The organism is Listeria weihenstephanensis, assembly GCF_003534205.1.
Taxonomy (GTDB): domain Bacteria; phylum Bacillota; class Bacilli; order Lactobacillales; family Listeriaceae; genus Listeria_A; species Listeria_A weihenstephanensis.
On the sequence record NZ_CP011102.1, the window covers coordinates 339,874 to 364,795 of the forward strand.

Below are 24,922 nucleotides of genomic sequence, written 5' to 3' on the forward strand. Positions count from 1 at the left end.
CAGCTTTTGGGGGAATAGAAATGGCAGAGAAAACGTTGCAGTTTAGATATGCTGTGCAGGCAGATATACCGCTTGTGTTAGCGTTTATTAAGGAGTTGGCGGACTACGAGGGAATGCTGGATCAGGTCGTCGCGACGGAAGTGTTATTGAAGGAATGGCTTTTTGAGAAAGAGAAGGCGGAAGTTATTATTGGGGAATATGATGGGGAAGCGGTTGGGTTTGCGTTGTTTTTCCACAATTTTTCGACATTTCTTGGACGAGCGGGGATTTATTTGGAGGACTTGTATGTTCGGCCAGCTGTGCGCGGGAAGGGATTTGGGAAGGCGTTTTTGAAGCGGTTGGCGGAGATTGCGGTGGAACGGGGATGCGGTCGTTTGGAATGGTGGTGCTTGGATTGGAATCAGTCGAGTATTGATTTTTACGTGGCGATGGGCGCGGAGCCGATGGAGGACTGGACGGTGTATCGGATTGCTGGGGATACGCTTGAGGATTTGGCTCGGTGAATAAATTTTGAAGAAGTAATTTTTAATGACGGTGGACGTGAGCTGTGGTACAATGGTTCTTAATAAGTTAAAATGTTGACGAGAAGAAGTAGGAGTTAGGACGGCTAAATAGAGAGTGCCACCAAGGCTGGAAGTGGCTTAGTACGAAATATTCTGAAATGCATCTCCGAATCTTTGTGGGAAAATTGTAGTATCACAAAGCGGCGACTAACCGTTATTTAGATGAGATAGGTTTAGAGTATAAATTCTTAATGTGAAACATGAATGGCACGCCTGACTTCTTTAAAAGGAAGGGAGCGCCGGCTGGTGTTTTCACGCAAATCGAGCGAAAGCGTTTGAGTGGATTAACCACTCACCTTGTTCGCGCTTATATTGGTACTGTAACTCATTACATTTCGAACAGTACCAACAATGCGAACGCTTGCCGCCGATTACTAAGAACGGACCGCTAAATCTGATCCAGAGTGGAACCACGCGAGGCGTCTCTGTAGAGGGGTCTTTTTTTGCGTTTTAATTCATAGTAAACAAGGAGGGATTACAATGGCTAGCCGTATGAAAGAGGATATGAAAGTCGTGATGGAGAATGATCCAGCGGCGCGTGGGTACGTGGATGCGTTTTTGAATTATCCAGGATTGCACGCGATTTGGTGGCACCGATTTGCGAACTTTTTTTATAGACATAGAATGATCGTGTTTTCGAAGTGGTTGTCGCAAGTGGCGCGCTTTTTGACGAATGTGGAGATTCATCCTGGGGCAACGATTGGACGGCGTTTGTTTATCGATCATGGGGCTGGGATTGTAATTGGTGAAACGGCGGAGATTGGCGAGGATGTGGTACTTTTTCACGGGGTTACGCTCGGTGGGACTGGGAAGCATAAGGGGAAACGCCATCCCACGGTGAAAAATGGGGCTTTGATTTCAGCTGGGGCTAAGATTTTAGGGCCGATCACGATTTGTGAGAATGCCAAAGTTGGCGCGGGTGCGGTAGTCATCAAGGATGTACCGCTGGGCGCGACGGTTGTCGGTGTTCCTGCAAAAGTGGTGAGGTTGAACGGGCGTGTGACGCAACATACGGAGCCACAAGTCGAGGAACTTAAACGGCGGCTTGCTGAAATGGAAATGGAATTTGAAAAAATAAAAAATAAGATAAAAAAAGGAGAAGATGAACAATGACTTTGCAAATTTTTAATACATTGTCTCGTGAGAAGGAGGCGTTTGTGCCACTGGAAGATGGGAAGGTCAAGATGTATGTTTGTGGGCCGACTGTTTATAACTATATTCATATTGGAAATGCAAGGCCAATTATTGTGTTTGATACGGTGCGTCGTTATTTGACGTATCGCGGATTTGATGTGAATTTTGTGTCGAATTTTACGGATGTGGATGATAAATTGATTCGAGCGGCGCATGAGCTTGAGTTGACGGTTCCTGAGGTTGCGGAGCGCTTTATTGGGGCTTATTTTGAGGATGTGCATCAGTTGAACGTGCATGATGCGAATGTGCACCCGCGTGTGACGGAGGATATGGATGATATTATTGCGTTTATTAATGCGCTGATTGAGAAGGATTATGCGTATGAATCGGCGGGCGACGTGTATTTTCGTACGAAGCGGTTTAAGGAGTATGGCAAATTGTCACAGCAACCGTTGGATGAATTGCAGCACGGGATTCGTGTGGAGGCAAATGAACGTAAAGAGGATGAGCTTGATTTTACGTTATGGAAGACGGCTAAACCTGGGGAAATTTCGTGGGAAAGTCCTTGGGGAGCAGGGCGTCCGGGGTGGCATATTGAATGTTCGGCAATGGCGCGTAAATACTTGGGTGATACGATTGATATTCATGCTGGTGGGCAAGATTTAATTTTCCCGCATCATGAAGATGAAATTGCGCAGTCGGAGGCGCTCACGGGCAAGCCTTTTGCGAATTACTGGATGCATAATGGCTATATGAATATTGATGGTGAAAAAATGTCGAAGTCGCTGGGCAATTTTGTGACGTTGCATGAGGTTTTGGAGGAACATAATGCGAATGTGATACGGTTCTTCATGTTGTCGGTGCATTATCGCAGGCCGATTTCTTATAGTGAGGCGTTGCTTCAGGATGCTGAAAATGGACTCGATCGGTTGCGGACGGCTTATCAAAATGTGGACCACAGAATTCAGGTGGAGGAAGATGATTATTCTGGTACGCCAGAAGCGGATGATTGGTTAGAGCAGTTGACGGAGCTTAAGCGTCAGTTTGAAGATGAGATGGATGATGATTTCAACACGGCAAATGCGATTTCGGTCTTTTATGAATTGGCAAAACGGGCGAATATTTATTTGAGTCATGATCAAATTTCGATAACGGTTTTGCGTGAATTTTTAAGTATGATGACATTGTTTGCGGATGTATTGGGCTTCAAGTTAGATGTGGAAGCGGCGGATAATGGTTTGACGGATGAGCAGATAGAGGACCTGATCGAGGAGCGGATTCAGGCGCGTAATGAACGTGATTTTGCAAGATCGGATGCGATTCGTGATATGTTGAAGGAAAAACAAATTATATTGGAAGATACAGCTCAGGGCACGCGCTGGAAGAGGGGTTAACAAGGGATGGCAATTGTGAAAGATTACAAGCAACTGAACGGTTTAGCGCTTGCTTATATGGGTGACTCGGTCTATGAACGTCATGTGCGGGAGTTACTTTTATCTGAGGGGAAAACAAAGCCTAACCAACTTCATAAAACAGCGACGCAATACGTTTCGGCGAAGGCACAGGCTTATATTTTACAAGCGATGTACGCGCAGGAATTTTTAACGGAGGAAGAGGATCGGATTGCAAAACGTGGGCGGAATGCGAAATCACATAGTGTTCCGAAAAATACGGATTTGCAGACGTATAGTTTATCATCGGCGTTTGAAGCGGTCATTGGCTATTTATATTTGGGCGATGAAACCGAACGATTGAACGAGTGGCTAGATTTAGCGGTTAAAATAATAAAAGAGAAATAAGGAGGGCGTTTGGAAAATGGAACAAGATCAAGAGTGGATCGCTGGGCGAAATCCGGTGAGCGAAGTATTAAAATCAGATCGCGATATTCATAAAATTCTAATTGCAGAAGGTTCGCAAAAAGGAAGCATGCAGCCGATTATTGGTGCGGCGAGAGAACGGAAAATTCAAGTGCAAATCGTGCCAAAATCGAAAATTGATAAATTGGTAGAGGGCTCTCATCAGGGTGTTGCAGCGCAGGTTGCAGCATATCAGTACGCGGAGTTGGATGATCTTTTTGCGAAGGCGGAAGAACGCGAAGAAATGCCGTTTTTCATTATTTTGGATGAATTGGAAGACCCGCATAATTTGGGATCGATTATGCGTACGGCAGATGCGGTTGGGGCACACGGGATTATTATTCCGAAACGACGCGCGGTTGGATTGACGCAGACAGTTGCGAAGGCATCGACGGGCGCGATTGAACACATTCCGGTTACGCGTGTGACGAATATTAGTCGGACGATGGAGGATCTGCAGAAGCGTGGGTTGTGGATTTTTGGAACAGATGCTAGTGGTAGCAGTGATTACCGGACGATGGATGCGAACATGCCGCTTGCACTCGTGATTGGTAGCGAGGGCTTTGGTATGAGCCGCCTAGTTCGTGAAAAATGCGATTTTCTTGTACATTTACCAATGCGCGGGGCGGTTACATCATTGAACGCGTCGGTGGCTGCGAGTGTTTTAATGTATGAAATTTATCGCAAACGCATGCCACTTGGTGAATAAAGATGAATCGCGTTTTGCTAGTGGACGGTTATAATGTCATCGGTGCATGGCCTGAACTAGCGCGTTTAAAGGCAGGAAATTTAGAGTTAGCACGCAATCAACTGGTCGAGTGGATGTCGGAATATCAGAGTTACACTGGTTACCGAGTGATTGTGGTGTTTGACGCTCAATATGTCCGGTCTAAGGAACGCAAATATAAGAAAAATAAAGTCGAGATCGTGTTTACAAAAGAAGACGAGACGGCGGATGAGTACATTGAACAAAAGGCGATTGAATATAAAAATGTTAAAACACAAGTCATGGTGGCAACGAGTGATTATACGGAACAATGGGCGATTTTTGGACAAGGAGCTTTGCGAATCTCAGCACGAGAGTTAGTTTTTGAAATTAAGGAAATGGCACATCAAATCACCCGCAAAGTGAAGAAAATCCAGGAGAATCAACCGAAAACTGGTCTAAATATCGATTTTGAGACAATTCAGGCCCTGGAAAAGCTACGAAGAGGCCGAAAATAGTCATTGACGAATGCTCGGAAACACTTGTATAATGGGGTTCACGAAAGATAATTCGACATTTGGAGAAGGAGGCTTTCGAACAAATTCCATTGAAAAAAAATGAGAGTAAAGAAGCAGAGATGAAAATGTTGCAGCTCGCGAGATCAGGAGATACAGAAGCCATTGAATATTTTTTTAAGGCCTATCAAGCTATCATTTATTGGAAATCTACGCAGTACTTTTTACAAGGTGCGGAGCGTGATGACCTCGTTCAAGAAGGTATGATTGGTCTATTTAAAGCAATCCGTGATTTCAAGGAAGATCGCGAAGCATCTTTTAGGTCATTTGCCGAAATCTGTATCAATCGCCAAATTCTTTCGGCAGTAAAACGTTCGATGCGTCAGAAAAATTACGCGCTTAACCACTCCGTTTCGATTGATACACCAGCAGAAGACGGGGAAGCAGTTGACTGGACCTTGCTCGACGTGATTTCCGAGAAAGAAGCAATGACCCCAGAAGATTTTCTAATACAAAATGAAAACTTGGCGGGCGTCGCGCATAAACTAGAAGAAGTGACGAGCGATTTCGAAAGAGAAGTTCTATATCAATATTTAGAAGGCAAGAGTTATCAGGAGATGGCCCTATATTTTAATAAAAAAGAAAAAGCGATTGATAACGCAATTCAGCGGGTAAAGAAGAAGATGATGAAGCAAGTGGACGAATCACTGTGACGGTGTGTTTTTGATTATCATAATAGAGATTTATTAAAAAACTTTATTCTTTTTTGTATAGGATCTAAATACGGCTTCAAACAAATCGAGCGAAAGCGTTTGTATTCCGTTCATTTGGTGGAAGCCGGAAGCGGAGTGTACGAGTGTACATGAGAACCGGAAGTCCGCCAAATGAACGGAATGCGAACGCTTGTCGCCGATTTATCCGGGGTAAGCTCCTCTTTCGGTCTTGACTCAAAACACCATCTAATGGTATATTATTATAGATGTAAAGTGTTGAATGGAGTTTTTGACGCTAAAAGCATAGAAATAAGCGGAGTTGATTGTGATTATGAAAAAGAAAACATCACTTGCCTGTTCCGAGTGTGGATCACGAAACTATTCCATTGGTGTCGGCGGTACAGCGAGAACAGAACGGTTAGAAGTGAAGAAATTTTGCAGACACTGTAATAAGCATACACTTCATCGCGAAACAAAATAGTGGATTTGGAGGGGTATAACATGTCAGCAGTTTCAAAGTTTTTCCGTAATGTAAAGTCTGAAATGGGTAAGGTTACATGGCCAACTGGTAAAGAATTAAGAACTTATACGATCACTGTAATCATTGCCGTAGCTTGTATGGCTGTGTTCTTTATGGTCGTGGACTTCTTGATCGAGATGCTTATTCAGTTTATGCTATAATACTAGGTTTTTTTGATAAAGAATGCTATAATGAAATTATTGAGATAGAACCCGAAACAGTTCGGGTTTTTTATTTTGGGTCGATTTTTGTATCTAAAATTAAATATCAAAGAGGAGGATGACCCCCAAACGGTGGTGGTCAAATAAAGCAAATGGAAAAAAGTTGGTATGTTGTACACACCTATTCTGGTTATGAAAACAAAGTCAAAGCAAATTTAGAAAAACGTGTGGAATCAATGGGAATGTCGGATAAAATTTTCCGCGTTATGGTTCCAGAAGAAGAAGAAACAGAAGTAAAGAATGGTAAAACGAAAACATTGAAACGTAAAGTTTTCCCTGGTTATGTTTTAGTTGAAATTATTATGACGGATGATTCTTGGTATGTTGTCCGCAATACGCCAGGCGTAACTGGTTTTGTTGGTTCAGCTGGTGCCGGATCAAAACCAACCGCCTTACTTCCAGAAGAAGCAGATCGCATTCTGAAGAGCATGGGTATGAACGAACGCCGTCAAGAGGCTGACTTCGAGCTTGGCGAAACAGTGATGGTCAAAGAAGGGCCGTTTGCTGAGTTCTCTGGTAAAGTGGAAGAAATCGATAACGATAAAGCAAAAGCGAAAGTTATGGTCAACATGTTTGGCCGCGAAACTCCAGTCGAAGTGGACTTTGATCAAATCGAGCGCCTGTAATGAGTTTTGGAACTACAGCAGCTTTTGTTGCCGTTGCTATCGTTCTTGGATTAGTAGTTTTGGGCGTATTTTTACTAAATAAGCTGAGCAAACAAACGAAATAATACGAAAGACTTGGGTTTTATATCCAGGTCTTTTTTTGAAAAGGTGGGTTTTTATCATGTCAGCAAAAGAGCATGCTAAATATATCTATCTACAGTTAAAAAGTATCGCTTCTCTCTATAATATAGATTTTCACCTCTATCTAGAAAATTCAGGAGGGTTTGGCGAACTTTGCATGGATTGGGACGAGGAGAGTGGATATTCCCTATTCGGTGATGAACGCGGTGAAAAAGTGAGCCTCTACACTACACACGATTTTGATGAATTTAAATATGAGGCATTTCTCCATCTTTGTTTCCGAATGGGTCTAGAATACGAGTTGAAAAATCGAGATCTTACATACGAGCGAAAGGACGAAGACGATCTCCATGGAGACACACGAAAAGTAGCTTTTGAAGAGACAATCCGCCTGCTTGGAACAATGGATAACGTGTGGGCAGAACAGGCAGCGCACCATTACACGGCATACTTAAACATGTGGCGCACGCAGAAAAATGTCGTATATGATTTTAGCTCCGAGCAATTTGTCGAGAAGTAACAAAAAAATCTTGCAATATCACATTATTAGTGTTATTCTATACGAGGTACAATTTGTGCTGTTTTAACGTGGGAGGGGAAATGATTAACCCCATTAAACCACATCACGGACTTAAGGAGGTGTGTCTCGTGGCTAAAAAAGTAATCAAAGAGGTAAAATTGCAAATTCCAGCAGGTAAAGCTAATCCAGCTCCACCAGTTGGTCCAGCACTAGGTCAAGCGGGTGTTAACATTATGGGATTCTGTAAGGAATTCAATGCGCGCACAAGCGATCAAGCTGGTCTAATTATTCCTGTTGTGATTTCTGTGTATGAAGATCGTTCTTTCACATTTATCACTAAAACTCCGCCAGCAGCAGTCTTGCTTAAAAAAGCAGCTAAAGTTGAAAAAGGATCAGGTGAACCAAACCGTAATAAAGTTGCGGTTGTGAAACGTGCTCAAGTACAAGAAATCGCTGAACTAAAAATGCCGGATCTAAACGCAGCAAGTGTTGAATCTGCAATGCGTATGGTTGAAGGTACTGCGCGCAGCATGGGTATTACGATCGAAGACTAATACCAATCATGTATTACGCGTATCAGGAATAAGAAAAAGAACAACTGAACGAAGCGGGTCGAACCGTTTATCATATTAGAGTAATACGTTCATCTTTTCTTATTTCAAATCAGATTTCGGTCTGGTTTACGTGGGAGGAAATTCCGATATAACCACAGAATAGGAGGAAAAAAGAATGGCTAAGAAAGGTAAAAAGTATCAAGATGCTGTAAAGTTAATTGATGCTGAGAAAGCTTATTCCGTTGAAGAAGCTGTCGAACTTGCTCAAAAAGCAGACTTCGCTAAATTCGATGCAACTGTTGAAGTAGCATTTCGTTTAGGCGTTGACCCTAAAAAAGCAGATCAACAAATCCGCGGCGCTGTTGTACTTCCTAACGGTACAGGTAAAACACAACGCGTATTAGTATTTGCGAAAGGCGAAAAAGCAAAAGAAGCTGAGGCTGCTGGCGCTGATTTCGTTGGAGAAGGCGATTACGTAACAAAAATTAACCAAGGTTGGTTTGATTTTGACGTTATCGTAGCAACACCTGATATGATGGGTGAAGTTGGTAAATTAGGCCGTGTCTTAGGACCAAAAGGTTTAATGCCGAACCCTAAAACAGGAACAGTAACAATGGACGTAACAAAAGCAGTGAACGAAATCAAAGCTGGTAAAGTAGAATACCGCGTTGACAAGTCTGGTAATGTCCACACTGCGATTGGTAAAGTATCATTTGATGCTGCTAAGCTTGTTGAGAACTTCCGTACTATTAACGATGTTCTTCAAAAAGCGAAACCTGCTGCGGCTAAAGGAGTATATGTAAAAAACGTAACCGTTACAACTACATTTGGTCCTGGTGTCAAAGTAGATCCATCTTCATTCTAAGTTTTTCTTAGATATGAACTTGACGGCGTTGTTCTATTTTGGTAGAATAACAAAGTCGAAACAAAACAGAATATCCTAACCGTAGACAGCAGGCGCGTCTTGTACGCTTAATTTTCGCCCGCCGAGGATTTTGTAAAGTTAGTTCCATTATGAAGCTGACTTGTGAACCCCTCACGTCTACGGTGTGAGGGGTTTCTTATATGCTTTGAGTCTTTTTAAGGCTTAAAACAATCATGATGGAGGTGGAAAACAAAGATGAGTACAATTTTAGAATTGAAACAAGGTGCTGTTGATGAAATTACTACTAAGTTCAAAAACAGTGCGTCTACAGTAATCGTTGACTATCGTGGTCTAACAGTTGCTGAAATCACCGAATTACGTAAACAATTACGTGAAGCTGGTATTGATTTTAAAGTATACAAGAACTCGTTAATGCGTCGTGCTGCTGAGTCTGCTGGCTTAGAAGGTTTAAACGAAGTATTGACAGGTCCTAGCGCTATCGCTTTCAGTAATGAAGACGTTGTTGCTCCTGCTAAAATCATTAATGAATTTGCAGAGAAACATGAAGCACTAGAAATTAAAGCTGGTATCATCGAAGGTAAAGTATCTTCTGTTGAAGATGTTAAAGCTCTTGCTTCTCTACCATCACGCGAAGGCCTACTTTCTATGCTGCTTAGCGTACTTCAAGCTCCAGTTCGTAACTTGGCACTTGCAACAAAAGCTGTTGCAACCCAAAAAGAAGAACAAGGCGCTTAATTTTCAACCCGGTGAATCTTCACCAACAACCAAATCGGCATAGTCGATAAAAAAATTATATTATAATGGAGGAATTTCAAAATGGCTTTAAACATTGAAGAAATCATTGCTTCCGTAAAAGAAGCAACTGTACTAGAATTAAACGACTTAGTAAAAGCAATCGAAGAAGAATTTGGCGTAACTGCTGCTGCTCCTGTAGCTGCTGGTGCTGCTGCTGGTGGCGCTGCTGCTGAAGAGCAAACTGAATTCACAGTAGAACTAGCTTCTGCTGGAGACCAAAAAATCAAAGTTATCAAAGTGGTTCGTGAAATCACTGGTCTTGGCTTGAAAGAAGCTAAAGAAGTTGTAGATAACGCTCCTAAAGCTCTTAAAGAAGGTATCACTAAAGAAGAAGCAGACGAAATCGTTGCTAAACTTGAAGAAGTTGGCGCTAACGTAGCTGTTAAATAAGAAAAGTTGAACGTGCCCGTCAGCTTCGAAAAAATTTGTTAGGGGGCGCAGATAAATCCTTCTCTTGGATTTATTGGAGGTCCCGAAAATTTCGAGAAGCTGGCACGCGAAACTAGACACGGAGAGCACCAAACTAGCCTTACGCTGATTTGGTACTCTTCGTTTTTTTATACATAGAAAGGTGGCAAAAAAGTGAGTAATAAACATTATTATACGAAAAATAGTGATCTCGATCATAACCGTAAAACGTGGAATTTCGAACTGCGCGGGAACACGATTAAATTTATCAGTGATGCAGGTGTATTCTCTAAAACAACGGTTGATTTCGGTTCGCGTCTCTTGATTGAGAGTTTTGAAGCGAGTGATGCGGTGGGGAAGATGCTTGATGTTGGTTGCGGCTATGGACCGATTGGTCTTGCTTTTGCGAAAAGTTATCCTGAAGTCCAAGTCGATATGATTGATGTGAACGACCGTGCGCTGGAGCTATCTGCGGAAAATGCGGCAAATAATGGCTTGACGAATGTGCGTGTTTTTGAGAGCTCGGTGTATGACGGCGTGACAGATCGCGATTACACAGATATTATTAGTAACCCTCCAATTCGTGCGGGAAAAAAGATAGTGCATGAGATTCTGACTGGGAGCTTCGAGCGATTGGAAACTGGCGGTAGCTTATGGATCGTCATTCAGAAAAAACAAGGCGGGCCTTCTGCTGCTGCGAAAATGGAAGAGGTTTTCGGGAATGTGGAAGTTGTTGCGAAGGATAAGGGCTATTTTATTTATCGGAGTATGAAAGAAGCATAGAAAAGATGGAGTCCTAATCGTTGACTCCATCTTTTCACTATGCTATTATAGTAAGATGCCAAAAGAATCGATACCGCTATATTTAACGGCGAGTATTGAAGAATTGCAGTTTTAGCCTGTTTGGTTCACATAGCAAGAAAATAGTGGTTTTCTTTGAGGAACCCGCTTTCTTTTTGTCTTTTTTAGGTATTTTTGCCAAGTTCCATTGTACTATTTTTGCTGCAATGTGCTTAATAAATTTAGTTTATTTGAGAGGGTGAATGAGTTGTCAGGTCAACTAGTTCAGTACGGAAGACATCGCCAACGTAGAAGTTTCGCTCGTATTAGTGAAGTATTGGAATTACCAAACTTAATCGAGATTCAATCACAGTCCTACCAATGGTTTTTGGATGAGGGATTACGTGAAATGTTCCGGGATATTTCTCCAATCGAGGATTTCGCAGGGAATTTGTCATTGGAATTTATCGATTACGATTTAGGTGAAGCAAAATACTCAGTAGAAGAGTCGAAAAATCGTGATGTTAATTATGCAGCACCTTTGCGTGTGAAGTTGCGTCTCATCAATAAAGAGACCGGAGAAGTGAAAGACCAAGAAGTATTTATGGGTGATTTCCCACTTATGACGGAGATGGGTACGTTTGTAATCAATGGCGCCGAGCGTGTTATTGTATCGCAATTAGTACGTTCGCCAGGTGTTTATTTCAATGGGAAGCTCGACAAAAATGGGAAAAAAGGCTTTGGTTCTACAGTTATTCCTAATCGCGGAGCATGGCTTGAGTATGAAACAGATGCGAAAGACGTTGTTCATGTGAGAATCGACCGGACGCGTAAGTTACCAGTTACTGTTCTTTTACGTGCGCTTGGATTTGGCTCTGATAGTGAAATTTTAGAGTTAATCGGTGAAAATGACTACTTACGCAACACTTTAGAGAAAGATAACACAGATAATGCGGACAAAGCATTGCTTGAAATTTATGAGCGCTTACGTCCTGGTGAACCACCAACAGTTGAAAATGCGAAGAGCTTACTTGTATCGCGCTTTTTCGATCCAAAACGTTATGATTTAGCGAATGTTGGTCGTTATAAAATCAACAAAAAACTGCATTTGAAGAACCGTTTATTTAATCAAACACTTGCAGAAACATTAGTAGATCCAGAAACAGGTGAAATTATTGCTTCTAAAGGTGATATTTTAGATCGTCGTAAATTGGATTCTATCATCGAGAATTTAGAAAATGGTGTTGGTTTCCGTACATTGCGTCCAACTGATGGCGTTATGGAAGACAGCGTTGTTGTTCAATCCATCAAAATTTACGCGCCAAATAGTGAAGAAGAAAAAGTTATCAATGTTATTGGTAATGCCTATATTGATGCGAGCGTGAAACATATTACACCTGCTGATATTATTTCTTCTATTAGTTATTTCTTTAACTTACTTTATGGAGTAGGCGACACGGATGATATTGATCACCTTGGTAACCGTCGTTTGCGTTCTGTTGGTGAGCTTTTACAAAACCAATTCCGTATTGGTCTATCTCGTATGGAGCGTGTTGTTCGTGAGCGTATGTCCATTCAAGATATGAATACTGTAACGCCGCAACAACTGATTAATATTCGCCCAGTTGTAGCATCTATTAAAGAATTCTTTGGTAGCTCTCAGTTATCACAGTTTATGGATCAGACGAACCCGCTTGCGGAATTAACGCATAAACGTCGTCTTTCAGCGCTTGGACCCGGTGGTTTGACGCGTGAACGTGCTGGTTATGAAGTACGTGACGTGCATTACTCCCATTATGGTCGTATGTGTCCGATTGAAACGCCTGAGGGCCCAAATATTGGTTTGATAAACTCGCTTTCTTCTTTTGCGAAAGTGAATAAATTCGGCTTTATTGAAACACCATATCGTCGTGTTGACGCTGAAACGAATCGCGTAACAGATCATATCGACTATTTGACTGCGGATGAAGAGGATAACTATGTAGTAGCGCAAGCGAACTCTAAGTTAGACGAAAATGGTACATTCACAGAAGAAGAAGTTATGGCTCGTTTCCGTTCTGCCAATTTAGCTGTTGAAAAAGAACGTATTGATTACATGGACGTATCGCCAAAACAAGTTGTTTCGGTTGCGACGGCATGTATTCCGTTCCTTGAAAATGATGACTCCAACCGTGCGCTAATGGGAGCCAACATGCAACGTCAAGCGGTTCCACTTTTAAATCCAGAAGCGCCAATCATTGGAACTGGTATGGAACACGTTTCTGCTCGTGACTCTGGAGCTGCGGTTGTTTGTAAGCATGATGGTGTTGTTGAACACGTGGAAGCGAAAGAAATTTGGGTTCGCCGTATTTCTGAAGTGGATGGCAAAGAAGTTAGCGGTGGCATTGATAAGTATGCCTTACGTAAATTTGTCCGTTCGAATCATGGTACGTGTTATAACCAATCGCCAAACGTTGCGGAAGGGGATCGCGTAACAAAAGGCGAAATCCTTGGTAACGGTCCTTCGATGGACTCAGGTGAGCTTGCTCTTGGTCGTAATGTTCTTGTAGCATTCATGACTTGGGACGGTTATAACTATGAGGATGCGATTATCATGAGTGAACGTCTTGTAAAAGATGATGTTTACACGTCGATTCATATTGAAGAATTTGAATCAGAAGCTCGTGATACGAAACTCGGACCTGAGGAAATGACTCGCGATATTCCAAACGTTGGGGAAGATGCATTGCGCGATCTTGACGAACGTGGTGTTATCCGTGTCGGAGCAGAAGTAAAAGACGGCGATTTGCTCGTTGGTAAAGTAACGCCAAAAGGTGTGACGGAACTAACAGCAGAAGAACGTTTACTTCATGCAATCTTCGGTGAAAAAGCCCGTGAAGTTCGCGATACATCTCTACGCGTACCACATGGCGGCGACGGCATTGTCCTTGACGTGAAAATCTTTACACGTGAAGCTGGCGATGAGTTACCACCAGGCGTTAACCAACTTGTTCGTGTTTATATCGTTCAAAAACGTAAAATTCACGAAGGCGATAAAATGGCCGGACGTCACGGAAATAAAGGGGTTATCTCTCGTATTTTACCAGAAGAAGATATGCCTTATATGCCAGACGGAACGCCAGTTGACATCATGCTTAACCCACTAGGTGTACCATCACGGATGAACATCGGACAAGTACTTGAGCTTCACTTAGGTATGGCAGCTCGTTACCTCGGCATTCACATCGCGACACCAGTATTTGATGGCGCGAACGATGACGATGTATGGAGTACAGTCGCTGAATCCGGTATGGCACCAGATGCGAAAACCACGCTTTATGATGGACGCACAGGTGAACCTTTTGATAACCGTATTTCTGTCGGTATTATGTACATGATTAAACTTGCCCACATGGTTGATGATAAATTGCATGCTCGTTCAACTGGACCTTACTCACTAGTAACGCAACAACCACTAGGCGGTAAAGCACAGTTCGGTGGACAACGTTTTGGAGAGATGGAAGTATGGGCACTAGAAGCATACGGTGCCGCTTACACGCTTCAAGAAATCCTAACGATCAAATCCGATGACGTGGTAGGCCGTGTGAAAACATACGAAGCCATCGTTAAAGGAGAAAGCATTCCAGAACCAGGCGTACCAGAATCCTTCAAGGTACTAATCAAAGAGCTTCAAAGTCTAGGAATGGACGTTAAAATCCTCTCCGCAGACAAAGAAGAAATCGAATTACGCGACCTAGAAGACGAAGAATTCGGCGCCCAAAACGACGCTTTCAACATCGTCTCCGAACCAACAAAACCAGCAGGAATAATCGACTCGAATCAATAATATAAAGCAGAAAGAGCCCGTTAGCCTCGAAAATTCCGAGAGGCTGGCTCTTGAAGCTAAAATAGAACATGAATAACAAAACATTAGTTGGATAGAAGACGCCGAACCAATTCTTTTTGTTTGAATGGGGTAAGACGTACATTCTGCTTTAAACAAATTGAGCGAAAGCGGTTGTATTCAGCTATTGTTGTGGAAGCCGGAAGCGGAGCATACTTGCGTATGTGAGAACCGGAAGTCCGCAAGAATAGCTGAATGCGAGCGCTTGTCGCCAATTTATATGGAATAGGCTATCCGCTAGAATATAGGAGGTAGACCATTGGTTTTAGATGTGAAAAATTTTGAGTATATGAAAATAGGTCTTGCGTCTCCAGATAAAATTCGTTCATGGTCACACGGAGAAGTTAAAAAACCAGAAACAATCAACTATCGTACGCTGAAACCTGAGCGTGATGGTTTGTTCTGCGAAAGAATCTTCGGACCAATGAAAGACTGGGAATGTTCTTGTGGGAAATACAAACGTGTTCGCTATAAAGGCGTAGTTTGTGACCGCTGTGGCGTTGAAGTTACGAAGTCCAAAGTTCGTCGTGAACGTATGGGACACATTGAACTTGCTGCACCAGTAACACATATTTGGTACTTTAAAGGTATTCCGAGCCGTATGGGACTTGCACTTGACATGTCACCGCGTGCTTTAGAAGAAGTTATCTATTTTGCTTCGTATGTTGTAACAGAACCAGGCGATACCCCGCTTGAAAAGAAACAATTGCTTTCTGAAAAAGAGTATCGCGTTTACCGTGAGAAATATAGCCAATCGTTCCAAGCTGGGATGGGCGCTGAAGCAATCAAAAAACTTCTTGCAGACATCCAACTTGAAAAAGAAGTAAATGGCTTGAAAGAAGAATTGAAATCGGCACAGGGGCAACGTAGAACTCGTGCGATTCGTCGTTTAGAAGTTCTAGAAGCGTTCCGTCATTCGGGCAATGATCCAAGTTGGATGGTTCTTGACGTGCTTCCAGTTATCCCGCCAGAAATCCGCCCAATGGTTCAACTTGAAGGTGGACGTTTTGCGACAAGTGATTTGAATGACCTTTATCGCCGTGTTATTAACCGGAATAACCGTCTGAAACGCTTGCTTGATCTAGGTGCGCCTAATATCATCGTGCAAAATGAAAAACGGATGCTCCAAGAAGCAGTCGATGCTTTGATTGATAATGGTCGTCGTGGCCGTCCGGTAACAGGACCAGGTAACCGCCCACTGAAATCACTGTCGCACATGCTTAAAGGTAAACAAGGTCGTTTCCGTCAAAACTTACTAGGTAAACGTGTCGATTATTCTGGTCGTTCCGTTATCGTAGTTGGTCCGAACCTTAAAATGTACCAATGTGGACTTCCAAAAGAAATGGCACTCGAACTATTCAAGCCTTTTGTGATGAAAGAATTGGTTGGTCGTGGCCTTGCGCATAACATTAAGAGTGCAAAACGCAAAATCGAACGTTCTTCACCTGAAATTTGGGATGTATTAGAAGAAGTTATTCGTGAGCATCCAGTGCTTCTTAACCGCGCACCTACTTTGCATAGACTAGGTATCCAAGCTTTCGAACCAACACTTGTTGAAGGCCGTGCGATTCGTCTGCATCCGCTAGTATGTACAGCTTATAACGCCGATTTTGATGGTGACCAAATGGCTGTCCATGTTCCACTATCCGCAGAAGCACAAGCAGAAGCACGTATTTTGATGCTCGCTGCCCAAAACATTTTGAATCCGAAAGATGGTAAACCGGTTGTAACGCCTTCTCAAGATATGGTATTAGGTAACTACTACTTGACGCTTGAACGTGAAGGTACAGTTGGGGAAGGTACGGTATTTACTGATATTAACGAAGCACAATTAGCATACCAAAACGGTTATGTTCATTTGCATTCGCGTATCGCCGTTGTTGCAGGATCGATTGACAACGAAAGATTTACCGATGAGCAACGCGAGCAACTATTAATTACAACTGTTGGTAAACTAATTTTCAATACAATTTTACCGACGACATTCCCATATATTAACGAGCCAACTGATTATAATCTTGAAGTTGAAACGCCTAAGAAATATTTCGTGGATACAAACACAGACGTGAAAAAATTCATCCAAGAACAAGAAATCGTTGAGCCATTCAAGAAGAAAATCCTAGGAAACATCATCGCGGAAGTTTTCAAAAAGTTCCATATCACAGAAACTTCTCGGATGCTCGATCGCATGAAAGATCTAGGTTTCAAAATCTCTACAAAAGCCGGTATGACAGTTGGTATCGCCGACATCTTGACGCTTGAAGAAAAGCATGACATTCTTGAAGAAGCGCATGATAAAGTAGAGAAAATTACGAAAACATTCCGTCGTGGTCTAATCACTGATGACGAAAGATACGAACGTGTTATTGCTGTCTGGAACGAAGCGAAAGACGTTATCCAAGGCAAACTGATCTTGAGTTTGGATCGCTTAAACCCGATCTTCATGATGCAAGATTCAGGAGCTCGTGGTAACATCTCCAACTTTACACAGCTTGCAGGTATGCGTGGTCTGATGGCCGATCCATCTGGACGTATCGTAGAACTTCCAATCACATCGAACTTCCGTGAGGGACTAACTGTCTTGGAATACTTTATCTCAACCCATGGTGCGCGTAAAGGACTTACCGATACAGCCCTTAAAACAGCCGATTCAGGTTACCTTACTCGTCGTTTGGTGGACGTGGCACAAGATGTTATCATTCGTGAATACGATTGTGGCACGGACCGCGGTCTTGAAATTGAAGCTATCCGCGAGGGTACGGAGATTATCGAGCCTTTGGAAGAACGTTTGGAAGGTCGTTATGCTCGTAAATCGATCAGACATCCAGAAACAGGCGAAGTTATCGTTGCTGAAAATGACTTGATTACAGAGGCTAAATCTCGTCTTGTTATCGAAGCCGGTATTGAAAAAGTAACTATCCGTTCTGCGTTCACATGTAACACACGACACGGTGTATGTAAGAAATGTTATGGTAAAAACTTGGCAACAGGAACAGAAGTTGAAGTCGGAGAAGCCGTTGGTATTATCGCCGCGCAATCCATCGGAGAACCAGGTACACAGCTTACAATGCGTACGTTCCATACAGGTGGGGTAGCCGGAGACGATATCACGCAAGGTCTTCCACGTATCCAAGAGATTTTTGAAGCACGTAATCCTAAAGGTCAAGCGATTATTACCGAAGTTGAGGGTGAAGTTGTTTCTATTGAAGAAGCACGCGATCGCCAACAAGAAATCGTGATACAAGGTAAAGATGAAGACCGTCGTAGCTACAGTATTCCTTATACTGCCCGCCTTCGCGTTAAAATCGGAGACATTGTTGACCGTGGGGAAGCCTTGACAGAAGGTTCGATTGATCCGAAAGCATTGATTCGCGTTCGTGACGTTCTTTCCGTACAAGAATATCTACTTGCTGAGGTACAAAAAGTTTACCGGATGCAAGGGGTTGAAATCGGCGATAAACACGTTGAGGTAATGGTTCGTCAAATGTTGCGTAAAATCCGCGTAATGGACACTGGTGATACAAACATCTTGCCAGGAACATTAATGGATGTACACACATTTACCGAGTCTAACCGCGACGCACTACTTGCCGGCAAACAACCAGCAACTGGACGCCCAGTATTGCTAGGTATTACAAAAGCATCCCTTGAAACAGATTCCTTCCTGTCCGCCGCATCCTTCCAAGAAACAACACGCGTTCTTACAGATGCAGCAATCAAAGGTAAAACCGATGAATTGCTCGGCTTGAAAGAAAATGTAATCCTAGGTAAACTGATCCCAGCCGGTACCGGTATCCACCATTACCGCAAGCTGAAATCGTCGGTGCTAGGTAAAGAACAAGAAGTTGCAGATTTGGAAGAAACGAAGCATATTTAATTAGATGCTAAGCGTGCCCGCTAGGATTGAAAAAGTTTGGAGCCGCCGCAGTGAAAATCCTCTTTTGATTTTTGCGTAGGGGGAGAAAACTTCGAAGGCCTGGCACGCGAAGCTCGATTGAGACCTAGATGTTGAGCGTGCCCGTCAGGACTGAAAGAACTTGGAGCCGCCGCAATAAAAGTCCGCTTTTGACTTTTGTGGAGGGGGTGAAAGTTCCGAAGGCCTGGCACGCGAAACTCGATTGAGAATACAGAGAGTCACCGGCGAAACCAAAATTTTCGCCGGTGACTTTTTATTATCAAAAACTAGAGTATACGAGAAATCATAATTTAATTTTGAACTTTGATGTACAAAAAATACATATGGCCAGAACATAGAAAGTTAGATCTAAATGATATCTACACCTGCACTTTTTAATTTGTATCAAATAGTGTAAAATAAAAAAGAATAGAAAAAAGAGGTGAAAGACTTTGAAAATAGGATTGCGTACGGTAAAAACAGCTGTAGGCGCGACACTCGCAATACTCATCGCCGAGTGGTGGGGTCTTGAATACGCCGTTTCAGCAGGATTAATTACCGTCCTAAGCATTCAAAATACAAAAAAAGGTTCCATACAACTCGCGATTCAGCGCGTCTACTCGACGATCATTGCACTAACAATCTCCGCAATCTTCTTCATGCTACTCGGTTTCAACGCGATTGCATTTGGATTTTATTTACTCGTGTTTATCCCAATCGCCGTACGACTTAAAGTAACAGATGGCATCGTGGTCAGCTCCGTCCTCGTGACGCATATTCTGGTGGAGCAGTCGCTCTCCTTATTTTGGTTCACAAATGAAATGCTACTCATGACAGTCGGCGCAGGAATTGGAATCCTTTTAAACTTATACATGCCGAAAATGGACACAGAAATGAAGCAGCAGCATCAAAAAATCGAATCCGTTATGCGTCAAATCTTTTTTTGTTTCGCGCAGGATTTGAAACGAGAACCAGTTTATCTGGATGAAAAAAAGCTGATCAAGCAGTTGGCGGAGTACTTGACGGAGGCCAATGACCAATCGAGCCGGCATTTTGATAACCAGCTATTTGCAGATTCGCGCTATTACATTAAGTATATCGATATGCGAACCGTACAATTACGCGTGATTCGGCAGATGAACCAATCCGTTCGCCAAGTTGGAATTTTAACAGATCATGCCGCAAAAATGGCGAGTTTGGTCGAAAAAACAGCCTTATCGCTATCGGAAAAAAATCCAGCAGAAGATTTGATTGCAGACGTAAACCAAATGCTTGAAGATTTTCGCAAAAGTGAGCTACCAAAAACGAGAGATGAATTCGAAGGACGCGCGCTTTTATTCCAATTTCTCAATGATTTACGTTACTTATTAGAGCTAAAACGCGATTTCACGAAGCAGTTTTCAGAAGGTAAAGAAATAGTAAAGATCAGCGCTAGTTAGTGCCATCCACGCCATCCTTTGCTATAATAAAGAAGCAATGAAAACGGTATAAAAATGGAGGAATCAGGGTGCAGAGACAAAAAAAGAATAGCAAAAAAGTGATTTGGATTAGCCTCATCGTTGTTGTAGTCCTTGCAATTATCGGGGGCGTTACGTATTATTTCATGAATAGTAATGCAAAAAATGAAAAAATGGCGAACGCGGCCGCAGAAAATTTTACAACGAATATCAAAAAAGAGAATTTCACGAAGCTGTCTGATGATGTGACAAAGAAATCGTTGAAGTCGAGCGGTTTTACAGCGGACGAAATGGAAACCAAATATAAAACGGTATACACCGGCATCGATGCGCGCGATATTAAAGTTGCGGATCTGAAAGTGACATACGACGATGCCAAGAAAAATTACAAATTGGCGTACAGTCTGGAAATGACGACGACGCTTGGCAAACTTGCTAAGCAGAAATATAACGCCACAATTTCCAGTGAAGACGATGATTGGAAAGTCGATTGGCAGCCAAATTTAATTTTCCCAGGGATGGTGAAATCGGATAAGGTTCGCTTGACGACGGATGAGGCGAAGCGCGGACAAATTCAGGATTTGAACGGCAAAGGCCTCGCGATAAATAAAAATGTGAGCGAAGCAGGAATCGTTCCGAATGATCTTGGTGAGGGCGAGGCGAAGACGAAGAACTTGGCGGCGATCAGCAAGGCGTTTGATATTCCCGTTGCTGATTTAGAGAAGAAATTGTCGCAAAGCTGGGTGCATCCGGATACATTTGTGCCGATTAAAGTATTGACGACAGGTTCACCGGTTCAGATGGCAGGCGTTAGTTATGCCACGATTGAAACGCGCTATTACCCGTTAAGTCAGGCTGCAGCGCATTTGATTGGCTACGTTGGTGAAGTTAGCGCGGAAGATATCGAGAAAAATAAACTGCTAAATGTGGGCGACTTTATCGGAAAAGCTGGGCTTGAGCGTTATTACGATAAAGCGCTGCGTGGTACGAATGGTGGCAGAATTCTGATCGTAAACGATGAAACAAAAGAAGAAACCGTTCTCCAACAAAATGAGAAAAAAGACGGCGAAAATATCAAGCTCACCATCGATAGCAAGATTCAACAAGACACATTCAACGCGCTAAAAGGTGAAGTAGGTTCGGCGACGATTATCAATCCGACAAACGGAAATCTGGTGGCGCTAGTCAGCTCCCCGTCTTACGATACGAATCAAATGGTCGCAGGTATTTCCAGTGCGGACTACAAGAAATACACAGATGACAAAAATCTCCCATTCCTAGCCCGTTACGCGACACGCTATGCACCAGGTTCTACTTTTAAAACAATCACGGCGGCAGTTGGGCTTGAAAATGGTACGACAAAACCCGACAAAGTACGCGAAATCTCCGGCTTACAGTGGCAAAAAGATAAATCGTGGGGCAAGTATTTCGTGACGCGCGTCCATGATATTCCGAAAGTGAACATGGTTGATGCACTCGTGAACTCCGATAATATTTATTTTGCACAAGAAGGCCTAGCAATGGGCGAAACAAAATTCCAAGACGGCCTGAAAAAATTCGATTTTGGCGAGGAATTTGATTTACCGTTCAATATGGAACCAGCGCAGATTTCCAACGATGGCATCAAATCGGACATTTTGCTAGCGGATACGGCATATGGACAAGGTGAATTATTGATGTCGCCAATCCAGCAAGCCGTTGCGTACACACCATTCGCGAACAATGGCAAGATGGTTTATCCGAAATTGAGAGAAACCGAAGAAACGAAAGCAGCGAAAGATTCGATGAGTGCGGCGACAGCAAATACGGTTAAATCGGCACTCGTGCAAGCCGTTTCCAAACCAGAAGGAACCGCGCATAAACTCCAAATAGCAGGACACAACATCGCAGCGAAAACAGGAACCGCGGAACTGAAACAAAAACAAGGCGAAAGTGGTCTTGAAAATGGATTCCTACTTGCGTTTGATAGCGATAAACCAGATTACCTCGTGCTAGCGATGATTGAAGGCGTGAATGGTCGCGGTGGTAGTGGACTCGTGATTGAGAAGATGAAACCGGTGATGGAATCATTTTATAAATAAGCAACTCAAAGCTTGAGAGGTCTATATGACTTTTCAGGCTTTTTTGTGAAATTCCTTTACTTCTCATTTCAATAGGGTTATAATAAATGAAATATTAATTCCGAGTAAATAGATGCGAATTAAAAAAGGGGTGAGCATTCATGACGGCGATTATTGGGATTTCAGCGACACAATTAGCAGAACAAGTACCCAACACGATTTCGCGCAACGGAACATATGTCGGCGGAGATTATATAACTGCGGTCGCAAACAGTGGCGCTGCGCCATTCGTTATTCCCGTCACAGATACGAAGCTCATCACGACTTTTGTCAACCAGATAGACGGGCTCATTTTATCAGGCGGTCAAGATGTTTCACCAGCTTTATATGGCGCGGAATCCGAAGCGGAGTTGGGAGACGTATCGCTCGTTCGTGACGCTTTTGAATTAGCGCTTTTAAAAGAAACTTTGGCACAAAAGAAGCCAGTGCTCGCGATCTGTCGTGGCGCGCAGTTGTTGAATATCGCATTCGGAGGAACACTTCATCAAGACACAAGCTATATCGAAAACACGGATTTAGAGCACATGCAACAAGCCGAAGCCACGCAATCAACGCACGCTATTAGCATTGAGCGCGGATCACGACTTTCTAACATGTTAGGAACAACAGCGCAAGTCAATTCATTCCACCACCAAGCGATTGACGTTTTAGGTTCCGGCTTAAAAATTACGGCGCGGGCCTCGGATGGTGTCATCGAAGCCATCGAAAAACAAGGCAGCCCATTCGTTGTCGGCGTTCAGTGGCATCCAGAACTCATTATAGAAACCGAAATTGGGATGAAGCGAGTGTTTCAAGAATTCACTAAAAATGCTGAATTAGGCGCGATGAAACAAGTTTACAATGCACCTGCAAAATTCAAAAAAATAGCAACATTACGCTAAAATTTCAGGGGAGGAAACAACATGAAAAAAGGGATACTTATCACGATAATTGCGGTGATTGGCTTAGTCATTGCGGCATGTGGATCGGACACAACGAAAGACGAAGTAAAAGGAAGCGCCAAGCAATCAATCAAAGTCACGTCAGCGGGCGAGATCGCAACACTAGACAGCGCGCTTTACAGTGACACATTCAGCTCGGATGCGATCGGTCAAATTTCAGAAGGGCTATACCGCGTGAATCCAGACAATGACGCGGAACTAGGCCTTGCTAAAGCTGACCCAACCGTAAGCGCAGACAAAAAAGTGTACACATTCCAGCTCCGCGATGACGCTAAATGGTCCAATGGTGAGCCAGTTACCGCCGCTGATTTCGTTTTTGCATTTCAAAAAGTAGTCGATCCGAAAACCGCGTCGCCAAGCTCAAATCAACTGGATGTCATCAAAAATGCAAACCAAATTCGCAATGAAAAAGCAGAGCCAAATACGCTGGGCGTCAAAGCAATCGATGATAAAACACTGGAAATTACATTAGAAAATCCGATTCCTTATTTACCGAAACTGCTAACAGGAACGCCATTTTTGCCCCAAAATGAGAAATTTGTAAAGGAAGTAGGCTCGAAATATGGGACATCAGCAGACACCGTTTTATCAAATGGTCCTTTCCTATTAAAAGACTGGTCAGGCATCGGAACATCATGGAACTACGTCAAAAATAAAGACTATTGGGACGCAGAAAACGTAAGATTAAATAAAGTCGCAGTCCAAGTTGCCAAAGATACAGGCGCAGGCGTCAATCTCTACGAAACAGGAGATGTCCAGTACACAGCGCTAACCGACGAATTTGTCCAAAAATACAAAGATAACAAAGCCTACCATTCGCAAAGCAAGTCATTAATTGGCTATCTAGGCTTTAACGAAGACCGCAAAGCCACCGGAAACGTCCACTTACGCAAAGCCCTGTCTATGGCATTCGACAAAGATGCGTACACACAAACAATCCTTGGCGACGGTTCCAAAGCATTAAACGGCTATATCCCATCCGATTTCGCGAAAGATCCAGAAAACAACAAAGACTTCCGCGCTGAAAACGGCGATCTCGTGACTTTTGATCCTGAAAAAGCAAAATCCGAATGGACGACGGCGAAAAAAGAGCTAGGGATCGATAAGCTAACTTTAGAAGTCCTATCATCTGACACCGAAGTATCCAAGAAAACCGTTGAATTTTTGCAAAGTGAGCTTGAAAAGAACTTACCAGGTCTCACCGTGAAAATTAAAAGCGTACCATTAAAGAATCGATTAGCCTTAACTACAGCTGGCGATTACGATATTTTCTATGGCACATGGTCTCCAGATTACAGTGATCCAATCAACTTTTTAGAGGTGTATCAATCAGATGGCGGTATAAATTTCTCGAAATATAACAGCAGTACGTATGATAGTGGCCTGAATGAAGTCAAAAGTACGCTTGCTACTGATCCAGAAAAACGCTGGGATAAGATGCTAGAATTAGAAAAACAACTAATCAGCCAAGATGCTGTTATCGCGCCATTTTACCAAGGAGCAACAGCATATCTCTTAAATCCAGAAGTCCAAGATGTACAAATCTATCCATTCGGTAGAAATATATCTTTCCGATTAGCTTATGTGAAATAAATGTTGAAAGGTTGGGTGCAAATAACCCAACCTTTCTTGTGTCTTGAATTATCAGTCAAGATATAAATAAACTAAGCAAATTAGAATATAGATAGGAAGGTTTTTAAATCTTACAA

At 42.8% G+C, this 24,922-nt stretch carries 22 protein-coding genes and 1 other annotated feature; all 22 genes read left to right on the plus strand.

From position 1 onward, the window contains the following. Positions 1–20: 20 nt before the first annotated feature. Positions 21–503: a GNAT family N-acetyltransferase gene (locus UE46_RS01560; RefSeq protein WP_199897168.1), complete on the plus strand. Its 483-nt coding sequence runs from the start codon at positions 21–23 to the stop codon at positions 501–503. 540 nt (positions 504–1,043) lie between these two features. Then, entirely contained in the window at positions 1,044–1,676 is a 633-nt protein-coding gene (gene epsC / locus UE46_RS01565) for a serine O-acetyltransferase EpsC (protein WP_036060203.1), read from the plus strand. Beyond that, positions 1,673–3,091, plus strand: a complete 1,419-nt coding sequence (cysS, locus tag UE46_RS01570; protein ID WP_036060206.1) for a cysteine--tRNA ligase — start codon at positions 1,673–1,675, stop codon at positions 3,089–3,091. The genes epsC and cysS overlap by 4 nt, the downstream gene beginning before the upstream one ends. 6 nt (positions 3,092–3,097) lie before the next feature. Next, entirely contained in the window at positions 3,098–3,496 is a 399-nt protein-coding gene (locus UE46_RS01575; RefSeq protein ID WP_036060208.1) for a Mini-ribonuclease 3, read from the plus strand. Positions 3,497–3,512: 16 nt separating this feature from the next. Next, positions 3,513–4,262: a 23S rRNA (guanosine(2251)-2'-O)-methyltransferase RlmB gene (gene rlmB / locus UE46_RS01580; RefSeq protein ID WP_036060210.1), complete on the plus strand. Its 750-nt coding sequence runs from the start codon at positions 3,513–3,515 to the stop codon at positions 4,260–4,262. Between the two features lie 2 nt (positions 4,263–4,264). Next, positions 4,265–4,777, plus strand: coding sequence for an NYN domain-containing protein (locus UE46_RS01585; RefSeq protein ID WP_036060212.1), 513 nt, complete (start codon positions 4,265–4,267; stop codon positions 4,775–4,777). 89 nt (positions 4,778–4,866) lie between these two features. After that, a complete protein-coding gene (locus UE46_RS01590; RefSeq protein WP_257791167.1) occupies positions 4,867–5,487 on the plus strand; it encodes an RNA polymerase factor sigma-70 in 621 nt (206 codons plus the stop codon). A gap of 331 nt (positions 5,488–5,818) precedes the next feature. Then, a complete protein-coding gene (gene rpmG / locus UE46_RS01595) occupies positions 5,819–5,968 on the plus strand; it encodes a 50S ribosomal protein L33 (RefSeq protein WP_077912489.1) in 150 nt (49 codons plus the stop codon). 20 nt (positions 5,969–5,988) lie between these two features. Next, positions 5,989–6,168 (plus strand): preprotein translocase subunit SecE, encoded by a 180-nt coding sequence (secE, locus tag UE46_RS01600; protein WP_036060214.1) that lies wholly within the window; start codon positions 5,989–5,991, stop codon positions 6,166–6,168. A 152-nt stretch (positions 6,169–6,320) separates the two neighbouring features. Beyond that, on the plus strand, positions 6,321–6,854 hold the full coding sequence (nusG, locus tag UE46_RS01605) for a transcription termination/antitermination protein NusG (protein WP_036060216.1): 534 nt from the start codon (positions 6,321–6,323) through the stop codon (positions 6,852–6,854). Positions 6,855–7,014: 160 nt separating this feature from the next. Continuing rightward, positions 7,015–7,494 carry an Imm63 family immunity protein gene (locus UE46_RS01610; RefSeq protein WP_036060219.1) on the plus strand — a complete coding sequence of 160 codons (480 nt, stop codon included), beginning with the start codon at positions 7,015–7,017 and terminating at the stop codon, positions 7,492–7,494. Between the two features lie 128 nt (positions 7,495–7,622). Continuing rightward, on the plus strand, positions 7,623–8,048 hold the full coding sequence (gene rplK / locus UE46_RS01615) for a 50S ribosomal protein L11 (protein WP_036060221.1): 426 nt from the start codon (positions 7,623–7,625) through the stop codon (positions 8,046–8,048). Between the two features lie 175 nt (positions 8,049–8,223). After that, positions 8,224–8,913 carry a 50S ribosomal protein L1 gene (gene rplA, locus UE46_RS01620; protein ID WP_036060224.1) on the plus strand — a complete coding sequence of 230 codons (690 nt, stop codon included), beginning with the start codon at positions 8,224–8,226 and terminating at the stop codon, positions 8,911–8,913. A 61-nt stretch (positions 8,914–8,974) separates the two neighbouring features. Continuing rightward, positions 8,975–9,120: a sequence feature (ribosomal protein L10 leader region), on the plus strand. A gap of 48 nt (positions 9,121–9,168) precedes the next feature. Continuing rightward, positions 9,169–9,669 carry a 50S ribosomal protein L10 gene (gene rplJ / locus UE46_RS01625; RefSeq protein WP_036060226.1) on the plus strand — a complete coding sequence of 167 codons (501 nt, stop codon included), beginning with the start codon at positions 9,169–9,171 and terminating at the stop codon, positions 9,667–9,669. Positions 9,670–9,750: 81 nt separating this feature from the next. Next, positions 9,751–10,119, plus strand: coding sequence for a 50S ribosomal protein L7/L12 (gene rplL, locus UE46_RS01630; protein ID WP_036060228.1), 369 nt, complete (start codon positions 9,751–9,753; stop codon positions 10,117–10,119). Between the two features lie 192 nt (positions 10,120–10,311). Continuing rightward, positions 10,312–10,920 (plus strand): class I SAM-dependent methyltransferase, encoded by a 609-nt coding sequence (locus UE46_RS01635; RefSeq protein WP_036060230.1) that lies wholly within the window; start codon positions 10,312–10,314, stop codon positions 10,918–10,920. Positions 10,921–11,185: 265 nt separating this feature from the next. Continuing rightward, positions 11,186–14,743 carry a DNA-directed RNA polymerase subunit beta gene (gene rpoB / locus UE46_RS01640; RefSeq protein WP_036060232.1) on the plus strand — a complete coding sequence of 1,186 codons (3,558 nt, stop codon included), beginning with the start codon at positions 11,186–11,188 and terminating at the stop codon, positions 14,741–14,743. 316 nt (positions 14,744–15,059) lie between these two features. Next, positions 15,060–18,677 carry a DNA-directed RNA polymerase subunit beta' gene (gene rpoC, locus UE46_RS01645; RefSeq protein WP_257791168.1) on the plus strand — a complete coding sequence of 1,206 codons (3,618 nt, stop codon included), beginning with the start codon at positions 15,060–15,062 and terminating at the stop codon, positions 18,675–18,677. 470 nt (positions 18,678–19,147) lie between these two features. After that, entirely contained in the window at positions 19,148–20,134 is a 987-nt protein-coding gene (locus UE46_RS01650) for an aromatic acid exporter family protein (RefSeq protein ID WP_118907352.1), read from the plus strand. A gap of 68 nt (positions 20,135–20,202) precedes the next feature. Next, a complete protein-coding gene (pbp4, locus tag UE46_RS01655) occupies positions 20,203–22,233 on the plus strand; it encodes a penicillin-binding protein PBP4(5) (RefSeq protein ID WP_233230963.1) in 2,031 nt (676 codons plus the stop codon). Between the two features lie 140 nt (positions 22,234–22,373). Next, entirely contained in the window at positions 22,374–23,153 is a 780-nt protein-coding gene (locus UE46_RS01660) for a gamma-glutamyl-gamma-aminobutyrate hydrolase family protein (RefSeq protein ID WP_051492869.1), read from the plus strand. 21 nt (positions 23,154–23,174) lie between these two features. Beyond that, a complete protein-coding gene (locus tag UE46_RS01665) occupies positions 23,175–24,806 on the plus strand; it encodes a peptide ABC transporter substrate-binding protein (RefSeq protein ID WP_036060235.1) in 1,632 nt (543 codons plus the stop codon). Positions 24,807–24,922: the final 116 nt, after the last annotated feature.